The sequence below is a fragment of the Shewanella sp. genome (assembly GCF_051658185.1).
In the GTDB taxonomy this organism is placed as follows: domain Bacteria; phylum Pseudomonadota; class Gammaproteobacteria; order Enterobacterales; family Shewanellaceae; genus Shewanella.
Window position 1 is genome coordinate 1 of record NZ_JBOFMC010000016.1, and the last position, 14058, is coordinate 14058.

The 14058-nt window shown below is 49.8% G+C and carries 12 protein-coding genes; 8 read left to right on the top strand and 4 right to left on the bottom strand.

Annotated features, from left to right (window positions below; genetic code table 11):
* Window positions 1–657 precede the first annotated feature (657 nt).
* Together degS and degQ are read right to left on the bottom strand one after the other, a co-directional pair.
* Window positions 658–1737, bottom strand: a complete 1080-nt coding sequence (degS, locus tag ACRCZA_RS00765; RefSeq protein WP_438672582.1) for an outer membrane-stress sensor serine endopeptidase DegS — start codon at window positions 1735–1737, stop codon at window positions 658–660.
* A gap of 126 nt (window positions 1738–1863) precedes the next feature.
* Window positions 1864–3216: a Do family serine endopeptidase DegQ gene (gene degQ, locus ACRCZA_RS00770; protein WP_438672583.1), complete on the bottom strand. Its 1353-nt coding sequence runs from the start codon at window positions 3214–3216 to the stop codon at window positions 1864–1866.
* A 538-nt stretch (window positions 3217–3754) separates the two neighbouring features.
* On the opposite strand from degQ, the gene zapE reads away from it, so the two are divergent.
* From zapE to rlmB, 8 genes are all read left to right on the top strand, one after another.
* A complete protein-coding gene (zapE, locus tag ACRCZA_RS00775) occupies window positions 3755–4867 on the top strand; it encodes a cell division protein ZapE (protein WP_438672584.1) in 1113 nt (370 codons plus the stop codon).
* A 289-nt stretch (window positions 4868–5156) separates the two neighbouring features.
* Window positions 5157–5585, top strand: a complete 429-nt coding sequence (gene rplM, locus ACRCZA_RS00780; RefSeq protein WP_007650458.1) for a 50S ribosomal protein L13 — start codon at window positions 5157–5159, stop codon at window positions 5583–5585.
* Between the two features lie 14 nt (window positions 5586–5599).
* Window positions 5600–5992, top strand: a complete 393-nt coding sequence (gene rpsI / locus ACRCZA_RS00785) for a 30S ribosomal protein S9 (RefSeq protein ID WP_438672585.1) — start codon at window positions 5600–5602, stop codon at window positions 5990–5992.
* A gap of 105 nt (window positions 5993–6097) precedes the next feature.
* The gene (locus ACRCZA_RS00790) at window positions 6098–6286 is read left to right on the top strand and encodes a DUF2065 domain-containing protein (RefSeq protein WP_438672586.1); all 189 of its coding nucleotides are present in this window, start codon (window positions 6098–6100) and stop codon (window positions 6284–6286) included.
* Window positions 6287–6352: 66 nt separating this feature from the next.
* Window positions 6353–7648: an adenylosuccinate synthase gene (locus ACRCZA_RS00795; protein WP_438672587.1), complete on the top strand. Its 1296-nt coding sequence runs from the start codon at window positions 6353–6355 to the stop codon at window positions 7646–7648.
* A 110-nt stretch (window positions 7649–7758) separates the two neighbouring features.
* On the top strand, window positions 7759–8415 hold the full coding sequence (motX, locus tag ACRCZA_RS00800; protein WP_438672588.1) for a flagellar protein MotX: 657 nt from the start codon (window positions 7759–7761) through the stop codon (window positions 8413–8415).
* A gap of 39 nt (window positions 8416–8454) precedes the next feature.
* The gene (gene rnr / locus ACRCZA_RS00805; RefSeq protein WP_438672589.1) at window positions 8455–10890 is read left to right on the top strand and encodes a ribonuclease R; all 2436 of its coding nucleotides are present in this window, start codon (window positions 8455–8457) and stop codon (window positions 10888–10890) included.
* The gene (gene rlmB, locus ACRCZA_RS00810; protein ID WP_438672590.1) at window positions 10891–11631 is read left to right on the top strand and encodes a 23S rRNA (guanosine(2251)-2'-O)-methyltransferase RlmB; all 741 of its coding nucleotides are present in this window, start codon (window positions 10891–10893) and stop codon (window positions 11629–11631) included. It abuts the gene before it with no gap.
* Window positions 11632–11812: 181 nt separating this feature from the next.
* On the opposite strand, the gene ACRCZA_RS00815 is transcribed toward rlmB, so the two are convergent.
* Window positions 11813–13441, bottom strand: a complete 1629-nt coding sequence (locus ACRCZA_RS00815; RefSeq protein ID WP_438672591.1) for an MFS transporter — start codon at window positions 13439–13441, stop codon at window positions 11813–11815.
* Window positions 13442–13928: 487 nt separating this feature from the next.
* Window positions 13929–14058 (bottom strand): DUF481 domain-containing protein (locus ACRCZA_RS00820; protein WP_438672592.1); only part of this gene is annotated, 130 nt, incomplete at its 5' end.

Sequence of the window (14058 nt, forward strand, 5' to 3'; positions counted from 1 at the left end):
TTAATGGGAAGAACCATTCAAGGTGGTGAGAGCCTGCCCCCGCGCAAAAAACCTTATAGCCAAATAGTGTTTTTTCTTCTGACTCGTACAATCCAAATGTGAATATCGTATTGTCTATGGTTTGTCTGGATTCGACTTGTAAAAAGTTCACTTCACGATATGTCCTTTATGTATAACATTTTATTAGTGTGCATGCGCGTTGACCACGTTGAACCAGTGAAAACGCGCACAGTTAACTATATGTATGTAAAGAACTTATCAGCTTTCTATCAAATACACCATCTGGAAAAACGTGCATGCGCGTTTTCCAAACCTATTAACTAAAAGTCAGCCGATATAGTTAATTGATTTTATGGAGTTTTAATTATTGCGGATGGAATTAGTGCGCACTGTTTTTGTCTTAAAATCATCCCAAAAGACCTAAATTTAAATATGACTGTATACCCATACATTGTTAGTCGATTTCCGGTAAGGCCAAACATAGGTAAATACATAAGAATTTTTATGGCAACAGGAGTAGGAATTTTCGATTGAGCTAACGAGCAGAAACACGAAATGGGGCAAAATCTTTTTAGCTGAACGAACTGCGAGATGGTTAGTGAGGCTCTAATCCGGCCTCACACTGGATTTAACGCGAATAGCGTTATTCAACCGAACTTAATTATCAACTACGACCTTTTCATCGATAACGACCGGTAGCGCCTGCGCTTTGCCTTGGCGGATGATGGTCATCATGACTTTTTTACCCGGCGTGGTTTCGGCGATTCTATCCATGAGCATTTCGACCCCCGGCACATCTTCGCCTTCATATTGGATGATCACATCCCTTGGGCGGAGTTGGGCGCGCGCCGCTGGGCCGTTGGGGTCGATTCCGGTGATTAACACGCCGCGTAAATCAGGCAGATTGAGGATCTGTGCGACCACAGGGTTAATCGGCTCGCCCGAGATACCTAAGGCGCCGCGGATGACCCTGCCATCTTTAATCAATTTACCCATAATGCTGTGGGCCAGTTTTATGGGGATGGCAAAGTTAATCCCGTGGCCACCGCCTTCACCTGCAATTTGGAAGGCGGCGGTATTAATTCCGATAAGGCCGCCATTGGTGTCGATCAGTGCGCCGCCCGAGTTACCGGCGTTGATGGCGGCATCGGTTTGCAGGAAGTCTAAATAACCTGAGCTTAAGCCGTTACGACCGGTGGCGCTGATAATGCCTTGGGTAATGGTTTGGCCAAGGTTATAGGGGTTGCCGATGGCGAGCACGACATCGCCAACCTGCGGCGGGCTATCAAGGTTTACCGGCACTATCGGTAAATTATCCCCTTCGATTTTCAGTACCGATAAATCGGTTTCAGGGTCAAAGCCCACGACTTCTGAGGTAAATTTGCGGCCATCTTGCAGGGCGACCACAATTTCGTCGGCTTTTTTAATCACATGATAATTGGTGAGAATGTAGCCTTCTTTACTCATGATCACCCCAGAGCCCAAGCCTTGGAGTGAGCCAGAGTTGAGTGGGCGGCGCTGATCGATACTCAGGCTATAAATATTCACGACGGCCGGCGCGGCGCGGCGTACCGCCTTGGAAAAGGATAATTCGACCGTATGGTTACCGCGTTTTTGCAAAAGCGAGCCGTTGCTGCCATTGTCGAGCAAATGGGTGACTAGTAGGAACATCATCGCCATGATAAGACCGAAGAGCGTGGCTTTACCTACATACAACAGTGTGTCTTTAATTGTCATGGCGGGATAAAAATTGAAAAAGGTGGGCTAGATTAACATGTTTAACAGGGCAAAGCATAGGGAGCTGCCGCTCCCTATGCCGATGAGTCGCTGATAAACAGGGCGATATTAACCGTTGATTGGCGGTTAACGTAAGACTAAATACAGCATGTTGGTATCGCGCATGATCTTCAGTGCCACGGCACCTTGCTGATCTTTGAGCAATGCTTTAAGCGTCTTAAGATCTTTCACCCCAGTACGGTTAATGCCGATGATCACATCGCCTTTTTGTAGCCCATTCATGGCCGCAGGCGAGCCCTTGGCTACCTCGGTGATTTCAACCCCTCTGGAGGCGTTTTCTAGGGTCGCGCCCTGCAACATGGGGTGCACGGCACCGGCAGCGGTTTCAGTGGTTTGATTGGCTTCCCCTAAGGTGACCTTCACGGTTTGCTTGTCGCCATCACGGATAAGCCCAAGCTCGACTTTGGCGCCAGCGCCCATGGTCGCGACTTTTGCCCGCAGCTCTTGGAAGGTTTTGATCGCGCGGCCATCAACGCTGACAATAATATCGCCGGGTTTAATTCCGGCTTTTTCAGCGGCACTGCCGGCGGCCACTTCATTCACAAAGCCACCATGTTGCGTATCTAAACCAAACCCTTGGGCGAGCTGGCGATCCAGATCGCGCCCCGAAATGCCGAGCAGCCCGCGGCGTACCTCGCCGTGTTCCGCAATTTGTGTCACAAGGTTTTTCACCATATTGGCGGGAATAGCAAAGCCGATACCGACGTTACCGCCGCCGGGGGCGACAATCGCGGTATTGATACCAATCAGCTCACCGTTCAGGTTGACCAGTGCGCCGCCGGAGTTACCGCTGTTAATGGCGGCATCGGTTTGGATGAAGTTTTCAAGCATTTCAATGCCGAGGCCACTGCGGCCAAGGGCGCTGACAATCCCCGAAGTCACGGTTTGGCCTAAGCCGAAGGGGTTGCCAATGGCAACGGCAAAGTCACCCACGCGCAGGTCATCGGAGTTGGAAGATTTAATCGCCACTAGGTTTTTGGCTTCAATTTGCAGCAGGGCGATATCGGACTCGGAGTCCGTACCGATGAGTTTGGCTTTGACTTCACGGCCGTCATGTAGGCCAATCTGGATATCATCGGCTCCCTCAATCACGTGATTGTTGGTGACGATATAACCCTTTTGGGCATCAATAATCACCCCGGAGCCTAGGCCTCTAAAGGGGCGCTCTTGGATTTGTTCCTGCGGGGCATTGGGGCCAAAAAAGTAACGAAACACATCAGGAACCCGCTGTTTAGAGACTTGGGTGCCGGTCACGGCGACGGAAACGACGGCGGGCGTGGTGCGCTCAAGCATGGGGGCTAGGCTGGGCATGGCTTGGCCATCGACGACTTGCGGGATCGCAGCCTGTGAGGCGACAGGGATAATGGTTAATGTCGCGGCGAGCATGGCGGCTGAAAGTACAGATAATTTTGTTTTCATCTATTCATAACTCCAATAAAGGGTTCAAAGATCTGAATGTAATGCATCGTTTGTGGGTGCATCAGATCGCATCTGTATCGGTTGCCCCGATAGGCCTCGATACCCATTCTGACTCGCACCTAATTGAAAAAGTTCACTAATATTAACAAAGCTTAATATCTTACGGATGAGCGGCCCTGAGCCTTTGCCTATCTCTATACTGACAATTAGGGGCGCTTAGCGACATTTTCAAGGCCAAAGTGCTGACCTTGGCGCCGTGGTTTATCAGGTTGGCTGGTTGCATAGACGAAGCGCCTCAGCTCATCACATCAGTTCATCGCCTCAGTTCATCACATCAGCATATCGCCGCCATTTGCACCGTGAGTTCACCGCCGCAGTCCCTATCCCAGTCACAAGTAGACTATGTCTATGTAAATAATAAGGATTACATTGTGATAGGTGCGCGACGTTGGCGCCAATGCGGCCAAACGGTATCCGAGATCACATTTGCCGTGTTACTATCGACACAGTCTCAATTTTGGATGGAAGATAATTTAACGTGTCTCAGTTAAGCCCTTGGCAACATTATCAAAAAGATCTTTCCCGTGAGGGGTTTTGCCATGATCCGGCGCAGGAAATCGCCGTAAAGGCCTTGCAACGGGTATATGAGGACTTAACCACCGCCGAGGTGCCGTTGTCGATAGTCGATAAGCTATTGATCGCCTCAGGCGTTAAATCCTCGCCGCCAGCCCCTAAAGGCCTTTATCTCTGGGGCGGCGTGGGACGCGGTAAAACCTATCTGATGGATACCTTTTATGAGGCGCTCCCGGGGGAGCACAAGCTACGGGCCCATTTCCATCGCTTTATGCACCAATTGCATTTGGATTTAGATAAGCTCAAAGGCACGCGCGATCCGCTGTTAGTCATTGCCAAACAGATGGCGGCAAAGTATCGGGTGATTTGTTTTGATGAGTTTTTTGTGTCAGATATCACCGATGCCATGCTACTTGGCACCTTGTTTAAAGCGCTGTTTAAAGAGGGCGTCGTTTTGGTGGCGACCTCCAATATCATCCCCGATGATCTCTATAAAAACGGTTTACAGCGTGCCCGGTTTTTACCTGCAATCGCGCTGATTAATCAGCACTGCGAGGTGCTCAATGTCGATTCGGGTATTGACTATCGTCTGCGGACATTAGCCCAAGCGGAGATTTATCACTATCCCTTGGATGCCCAAGCGGATATCAATCTGTTGCATTATTTTCGCCAATTGGCGCCAGAGGCCGAAGCGTCGACGGATGCCATTGAAATTGAAGGGCGCTCAATTCTTATTCGCCAGCAAGCGTTAGGTGTGCTCTTGGTCGATTTTAGGGCGTTATGCGATGGACCCCGCAGCCAGCGTGATTACATGGAGCTGGCGCGCATTTATCATACGGTGCTCATCAGTGGCGTAGAGCAAATGGGGGCCTTTTTAACTGGCGATGATATTGCGCGACGTTTTTTGGCGATGGTCGATGAATTTTATGAGCGTAATGTAAAGCTCATCGTCTCGGCCCAAGTGCCATTAGAAGATATCTATGCCGATGGTTTATTAAGTTTTGAATTTAGGCGTTGTCGCTCGCGGTTGATTGAGATGCAATCCTATGAATATTTAAAGTCGGAACACCTGCCTTAAGCCCTTGGTTGCTGAGATTTTCAGCAAATGTTTGGCAGAAGCGCAGCGGCGTATTTATCTCTTGAAGAGTCAGCCACAAGAATCGAAATTTTATGATTTTTGGCAAAATATCAGGTGATTTTTAACTCAGCTTTGTCTATACTCCGCCACCTGCCCACGTTACTCCGCCAAATTGGGCGGAAGTTGTAAGCCAAATTAAGTGCTCGAAGGGGTACCGAAAGGCAATTTTGTGTTGTTTGCCAATGCAGGCAGCATGTGAGACAGAAATTAACTTTGGGTTTTTGTAATAATGAAGACTTTTACTGCTACACCAGAAACCGTAACTCGTGACTGGTTCGTCGTTGATGCAGACGGCAAAACTTTAGGTCGTATCGCTACCGAAATCGCTACCCGTTTACGCGGAAAGCACAAACCAGAATACACTCCTCATGTTGACACTGGTGATTACATCATCGTTATCAACGCTGAGAAAGTTACTGTGACTGGTAACAAAGCGAAAGGCAAAACGTACTACTCGCATTCAGGCTTCCCTGGTGGCATTAAGCAAATCAGCTTTGAAAAGCTGCAAGCGCATAAGCCAGAAATGATCATCGAGAAAGCAGTTAAGGGTATGTTACCAAAAGGTCCTCTGGGCCGTGCCATGTTCCGTAAACTGAAAGTTTACGCTGGCGCAGAACATAACCACGCTGCACAACAACCTCAAGTTCTTGATATCTAAACGGGATTAAGCAAATGGCTGCAACTCAGTACTACGGCACTGGCCGTCGCAAAACCTCTACAGCTCGCGTATTCGCTAAAGCTGGTAGCGGCAACATCGTTGTAAATCAACGTCCTTTGGATCAGTATTTTGGTCGTGAAACTGCTCGTATGGTTGTTCGTCAGCCATTAGAGTTAGTTGAAATGACTGACAAGCTGGACATCTATGTTACTGTTAAAGGCGGTGGTATCACTGGCCAAGCAGGCGCAATCCGTCACGGTATTACCCGTGCTCTGATGCAACTAGATGAAGCACTGCGTCCATCGTTACGCGCTGCTGGTTTCGTTACCCGTGATGCTCGTAAAGTTGAGCGTAAGAAAGTGGGTCTACGTAAAGCACGTCGTAAGCCACAGTTCTCTAAGCGTTAATACGTTTTCGGAATATCAAAAAACCCAGCCTATGCTGGGTTTTTTATTGCTTGAATTTGGCTATGCTCTTAAAAATAAACGATTAGCTTGTCGGTGGAGGAAAACATGACATGGCAATTATTCATGCTGGCGCTCGCGCTGGTGTTGATTTTAGAGGGCGTAGGGCCGTTACTCTTGCCCAATAAATGGCGACGCTATTTACATGAGTTGTCTTTGCAGCCAACCGCACTGCTACGGCGGATCGGCGGGGCGTTGGTGACCGCCGGCGTGGTAATTTTGGTTATTTTTTCATAAATGGCTTACCACTTACCCTTTAAAATCTGTTAGAATTTTTTTTTAACCACTACCTTGCAGCAAATAATGGGCAAAAACGTCGTTGTTCTCGGCACCCAATGGGGTGACGAAGGAAAAGGTAAAATTGTCGACCTTCTAACAGAACAGGCAAAATACGTAGTTCGCTATCAAGGTGGCCACAATGCGGGTCACACATTAGTTATTGATGGCGACAAAACCGTTCTACACCTCATTCCCTCAGGTATCCTGCGCAATAATGTGAAATGCATTATTGGTAATGGTGTGGTGCTTGCACCCGATGCCCTGATGAAAGAGATCACTATGCTCAAAGAGCGCGGCATTCCGGTTGAGGAACGTCTATTGATCTCTGAGGCATGTCCGCTGATCCTTCCTTTCCACTGCGCCTTAGATATCGCTCGTGAAAAAGCGCGTGGCAATAAAGCGATTGGTACGACAGGCCGTGGTATTGGACCTGCTTATGAAGATAAGATCTCCCGTCGCGGTTTACGCGTGGGCGATTTATTCAATGCGCCGCTATTCGCTGAAAAGCTAAAAGAAGTGATGAAATATCATAACTTTATGCTGACAGAATACTACAAAGTTGACGCCGTTGATTATCAGCAAACCTTAGATGATGCATTGGCAATGGCCGATTATCTGAAGAGCATGTGCGTTGATGTGACTGAGCTTTTAGATAACGCGCGTAAAGCGGGTGAGCCGATTCTGTTTGAAGGCGCGCAGGGCACCTTGCTCGATATCGACCATGGGACTTATCCATTCGTGACGTCATCTAACACCACCGCAGGTGGCGTGGCGACGGGCAGTGGTTTTGGTCCACGTCATTTAGATTATGTCTTAGGCATCATGAAGGCTTATACCACTCGCGTGGGCGCCGGTCCCTTCCCGACGGAGCTGTTATGCGACGTGGGCGATCATTTAGGTACCAAAGGCCATGAGTTTGGGGCAACCACCGGGCGTAAGCGTCGTCCTGGTTGGTTAGATGCCGTGGCGATGCGCCGTGCCGTGCAAATCAATAGCGTCAGTGGTTTTTGTTTGACGAAGTTAGATGTGCTTGATGGCCTAAAAGAAGTCAAAATTTGCGTTGGTTATCAATACCCTGATGGTACAGTCGCGAAGGTCACTCCGCTGGCGGCCGAGGGTTATGAGCAAGTGACGCCGGTGTATGAAACGATGCCGGGTTGGAGCGAGTCAACCTTTGGTGCGACCTCAATTGAACAGTTGCCACAGGCCGCTATCAATTACATTAAGCGCATTGAAGCCTTGCTAGAGACCCCTGTTGATATCATCTCAACGGGTCCTGATCGTAACGAGACGATGATCCTCGTGAATCCTTTTAATTAGGATGCGAAAGGCCGTGTTTCACGGCCTTTTTTCTATTTGCTTTTACCTTTCTGCGCACGTTTGTGCGGTTATAAATTCAGCTCAAGCTCAAGAAATAGGTTATACTGCCGATGCAAGTATTCATCCTATTGTCATTGAGAGTCGTTATGCTACGTACCGCATTAGTTGCACTATTGCCCTTAGTATCTTCAATGTGCTTTGCGCAGCCGCAGGCGGTGGATATTTACAGTCAAGATCAATTACTTGAATTGATCCGTACCCATCAATATCTTGCGAAAGTTAAGCAAGATGATTGTCAGTTAGTGCAGGATATTGAGGCGAGAGCCGATGTATTAAAGCAGCCACTGTATCAATTTTTATGGGGCGAGATGCTTAACCATGGGACTTGCGTGAAGGCCAATGCGGTAAGGGGGATGCGTTTGTTGCGTGATGCCGCCGAGCAAGGCAGCCCCGAAGCCATGGTCAAATTGGCCGAGTATTATCAACGTGGTAAATTTGTTATTCGCAATAAAGAGCGTGCCGTCAACTATTTACTGCCCGCCGCCGCGACGGGCGATTTATCCGCGCGGATGATGTTAGTGCGTTTACTCGGTGAAGGATATGGTAGCCCGCGGGATTATGAACAGGCCTATTACTGGTTATATAACGCGGTATTTGTGGATGAGGCTACGCAAAAAAAAGCCTTGTCATTACTGCAGGTGTTAGCAGCTAAAATGCCCGCCAGTGCTGTGGCGCGGGCTCAGCAAACCCAGCTGCACACCCGTTAAGATGTCTGGTTAAATCGAGACAGATAATTTGGATATTGAATGATCAAAGACCCTCATTTTGAGCGTGAACAGGATAAGTACGAAAATCCTATCCCCAGTCGTGAGTACATTATCGAATACTTGCGTTCGCAAAAATCCCCTATCAGCCGCGACGGTATTGCCGCCGCATTAAACATCCACGAAGAAGAGCAGCTTGAAGCGCTGCGCCGGCGCCTGCGAGCGATGGAGCGCGATGGTGAACTGGTGTTCACCCGTGGCCAAAGCTATGGCTTACCTGAACGGATGGATCTGATCTCCGGCATAGTGCTGGGTCATCGCGAGGGCTTTGGCTTTTTCAAGCCGGACGAAGGCGGGGATGATTTGTTTATCTCCAATCGCGATATGTTGATGTATTTTCACGGTGATAAAGTGCTTGCCCAAAAGGCGGGCGTTGATCGTAAAGGTCGGCGCGAAGCGCGCATTGTCAGGCTTATTCAGCCGCGCAGCGCTGCGATTGTCGGCCGATTCCATGTCGATAGTGGCATGGCATTTGTGATTGCCGATGATAAGCGCATTACCCAAGAAATTCTCGTTGCCAATGAAGATCGCAATGGTGCCCGTCAAGGGGATGTGGTGGTGGTCGAATTAACTCGCCGCCCCGGCCGTTTTGTCAAAGCGGCAGGTAAAGTCACTGAAGTGCTCGGTAAGCAAATGGCGCCGGGGATGGAAATCGAAATTGCCTTGCGTAATTATGATTTGCCCCACACTTGGTCGGCGGTTATCGAGAAAAAACTGCGGCGCATTCCCGATGAAGTGACTGAGGCTGATAAAGTTGGCCGGGTGGATTTACGCCATTTACCCTTAGTGACGATTGATGGCGAAGATGCCCGCGACTTTGACGATGCCGTGTATGCCGAAGTGAAACCCAGTGGCGGTTGGCGCTTGTGGGTGGCGATTGCGGATGTGAGTTACTATGTGCGCACCGATTCCGCCTTAGATACCGAGGCGCGTGCTCGTGGTAACTCCGTGTATTTCCCGTCGCAAGTGATCCCTATGCTGCCGGAAAAGATCTCTAATGGTCTTTGTTCACTCAATCCGCAGGTTGATCGTTTGTGTATGGTCGCGGAGATGACCGTGTCGGCGAAGGGCAAATTATCGGGTTATAAGTTTTACCCCGCAGTGATGCACTCCCATGCCCGATTTACCTATACCCAAGTGGCGGCGATGCTCGAAGGTGGCCCGATTGCCGCTGAACACCAAGCCTTGTTCCCCCACTTACAATGCCTGCAGTCCTTATACCTTGCCTTAGATGAGCAAAGAGCACTGCGGGGGGCGATCGCTTTTGAGACCATAGAAACCCAGTTTATTTTTAACGAGCAACGTAAAATCGACAAGATTGTGCCGCGTGCTCGTAATCAAGCCCATAAAATCATTGAAGAATGTATGATTTTGGCTAACGTTTCTGCCGCCAAGTTTGTCAAAAAACATAAAGGCGATGTGTTGTACCGAGTGCATGACGCGCCATCGGAACAAAAGTTAGCGAACTTTAAAGAGTTTTTAGCCGAGCGTGGTTTAACCATGGGCGGTGGCTTGGAGCCGACGCCAGCGGATTATCAAAATGTGATGCTGCAAATTGCCGATCGCCCTGATGCCGAGCTTATCCAAGTGATGTTGCTGCGCTCCATGCGCCAAGCGATATACTCACCTGATAATGAAGGTCATTTTGGTTTGGCGCTTGAAGAATATGCCCACTTTACCTCGCCAATACGCCGTTATCCGGATTTAGTGTTACACCGGGTTATCCGTTATTTGCTGGCGAAGGAGCGCGGTGAAGCCACTGAAAAGTGGACCCAGGATGGCGGCTATCACTATCTGCTTGATGAGCTTGATCAATTAGGTGAAGAGTGCTCGACCACTGAACGCCGCGCCGATGAGGCCACCCGTGATGTCAGCGATTGGCTTAAGTGCGAGTTTATGCAAGATCATGTGGGCGACACCTTTGATGCGGTGATCGCCTCTGTGACCAATTTCGGTTTATTTGTCCGGTTAAATGATTTATTTATCGACGGCTTAGTGCATATTTCCAGCCTAGGTAGTGATTACTATCAATTTGATCCTATGCGGCAGCGACTCATTGGCGAAAATACTGGGCAGATATATCAAGTGGGCGATCCGGTCACGGTCAAAGTGGCGGCAGTCAACCTTGATGATCGGCAAATCGATTTAATGATGCTGGGTGATAACGCCAAGGGCGGCAAGCGCAAAGCGGCGCCGAGCCGCGACAAGCCACTCACCGCCCGCGAGCGAGTTAATCGCGAAGGCGCCAAGCTTGCCAAGGCCAGTAAAGCCGGGGCCGCTAAGCCCAAGGCGGACTCGGGTAAAGCCAAGGCGGGGACCGTTAAGGCCAAGGCCAAAGCGGGTGCGAAAGCAAAGAAAGACGTTAAAAATCCGGCAAAAAAGCCAAAGGCCGCTAAGCGGAGCACGAGAAAGAAGTAAATGAAAAAACAAGATATTATTTTTGGGATCCACGCAGTGGAAGCCCTGTTAAAGCACAGCCCTGAGCGCATTATTGAACTGTGGGTGTTGCAAGGGCGCGATGATGAGCGTTTAACTGCGTTAGCCAATCAGGCCAAAGCCTTTGGCACGACAGTGCAGCTCGCTTCCCGTAAAGCATTAGATGATCGTGCAGACAGCAGCCAGCATCAGGGGATTGTTGCTCGAGTTAAAGCCGCTAAGGTACTGAATGAGCATGATTTAGACGATCTGCTGGCCAGCACCCCTGTGCCATTTTTATTGATTTTAGATGGTGTGACTGATCCTCATAACTTGGGGGCATGTTTGCGTAATGCCGATGCCGCGGGAGTGCAAGGGATTATCGTGCCTAAGGATAATTCGGTTGGTTTAACCGCGACTGTGAGTAAAGTTGCCTGCGGCGCGGCTGAAACCGTGCCGTTATTCCAAGTGACGAACCTTGCCCGCACCATGCGCCATCTACAGGAGAAGGGCGTTTGGATTGTTGGCACGGCAGGAGAGGCCGATGGTGTGCTGTATCAAGCCGATCTTAAAGGGCCGCTGGCGATTGCGATGGGCGCTGAAGATAAGGGCCTACGCCGCCTTAGCCGCGAGTGCTGCGATTCGCTGATTTCGATTCCAATGGCGGGCAGTGTGTCGAGCTTAAATGTGTCGGTTGCAACTGGAATTTGCTTGTTTGAAGCCGTGCGTCAACGCCTTGGCTAATGCCGCAGCTAATCCCACGGCTCATTAAATTGCTATGCCATATTTGCCAAAGCCTGTTGCTCAGTGACGATGTGGTAATAAGGTCATGCTCACGCTTACGCGCCAGCATCCCATGATCTAATCGCATCGCAGCGATAAAAAAGACGGAATATTTCCGTCTTTTTTGTTTTTTATTCATAAGTTAACTTGCTTTTGCTTGCACGGACTGAGGCAGCACTTTGGAACTCCCCGCTGCAGGCCGAGTGTCGGTTAGCGTGGTGTGGATGACCTTTTCTGCCTCTAGGCTGACTACGACGTCAGTGGTATCTGTCGGCTCAGCGGGCTGGGCTGATGCGACGGTGGGGAGTGGGGACGCGGTGACAAAATCAAAGCTAAAGGCTAATTGACACGATGTTGCCAACGCCTCCTCGTCATCATCACTATCCACTTCGCCATTACTATCCACTTCGTTATCACTATCCATTTCGTTATTACTATCCGCTTCGCCATTACTCTCCTGTTTACAAGCACTATCCTCATTATCGGCGCAAGTCTCTGGTGCTAATTCTTGCACTGCGGGAGTCATCTGCTCCTGAATGGACGCCACATCTACGCGCGGATCAAGGGCCGCAGCTAGGGGGGATGAGACAAGATCGCCCGTCGCCATCATATAATCTTGAGTCAGATGGGTTTCGGCTTTTTGCTGTGAATGCACATACCGTAGGCGTAAAAACAGCACTAAAGTACAGGCTGCCATAAAACCATAGAGCATACCGTTACCAAGCCACTGCATTAAGGTCGACGCAATCAGTGGCCCGATACTCGCGCCAAGGCCAAAGGTGAGCAAAATGGTGGCGGATAAGCCTACCCTTTCACTTTGCTCCACCCGTGAATTGGCTAAGGCGGTAGCAAGGGGATAGAAGGTGAATCCTAAGATCCCAAACAGAAATGTCATTCCGAGGGAGAGAATGGGATGATAGGGGGTGACCGCGATCGTCAAGGCGAGGATCCCAAGGAGCACGCAGTTAATCCGAATAAGCCGGCTACGCGACATGATGTCCGACAGCTTACCCATCGGCCACTGTGCTAGCAGTCCTGCAAGGATGGTGGCAGTCATGTAGCTGGCGACTTTCTCCGGTGGTAAGCCCAAATTGCTGGCATAGGCGGGGGCAAGACCATAAAAAGAGCCCACAATCATGCTACCAATGGCGATGGTCGTCAGGGCTTGCGGGGCTTTTTTCCAATAATGGGCAATCTTCAATGGCGCGGGCACTAAGGGCGCGGGGTGAATACGGCGCGTTAATGAAATTGGCACAATACATAGGGCAAAGCAAATGGCGATAAGCAGTAACGGCTCTAAGCCTAACTCGGGATAAATACTGATCGCGCCTTGGCCTAAAATCAACCCCAAGTAGGAGACGATCATATAGCTGGCAAATACGGTGCCGCGTTGGCTATTTTCGGCCTGCTCATTAAGCCAACTTTCGAGCACCATATATTGGCACATCATGCCCATACCCACGATAAGCCGCAGTAAAATCCATAGCGCGAGTTCATCTACCAACGCATGGCCAAGGGCCGAGGCTGCCACGATGCCGGCGCTGGCGACAAAAGCGCGAATATGGCCAACCTGAGCGATCAGTTTATGGCCTATTTTAGAGCCGGCAACGAGACCCACGTAATAGGCCGACATCATCCCGCCAATCCACAATTGTGGCACATTGGCGACCGATAGCCTCAGCCCTAAATAGGTGGTGAGCAGGCCGCCTGCCAGCACAGTTAATAGCGTGGTGCTATATAAAGAGGCGAAGGTCCGTAGCGGGTTTGCCATATACAACTCCTAGAAGCAAACAAGGTGATCCCCGGGCAGTATATCAGGCCTTAGTGTTGTTGCGGTGTTGCAACTTGTTATTCATTATCAAATAGTTTTATTTTTTTGTGTCGATCACGAATTGAGTTCAGACTCGCTGCAGTTGTGGGTGTGTTGCCATTGGAGTGTGGATATTGGTGAGCCGAATGGCGCGTCTAGGCCGCGCGGTGCCCAGACCGGCGTGTTGAGATAAGCCTATGCGAGTTCCGCCCAGTCCCGCCTCTGAACGAGGCCTTCTCAGTGCCTTACGGAAAGGGAAGTTAAGCGATGTCGATTGACTCTGTGAGTTATGCCAGCGGCACAAACCTGCCACGTTAACCGATTCATTTCACTCTCGTTTGTAGCTAACTTTATTTCGTAACTACAACCACGACCACGACCACGACCACAACCACAACCACAACCACAACCACAACCACAGGTTATCGGGGCTAAGCGCCAAGGGAGATCACCTAAAGGTGTAGAGGAGGTTGAAGGTGGTGATGGTGTCCGTGCGCTGGCTGCCCTCGGGCACTTGGGCGGTATATTTAATGTTCATGCCAATCTTAAAGGCCCAATCTTGAAATACGAGGTTTTTG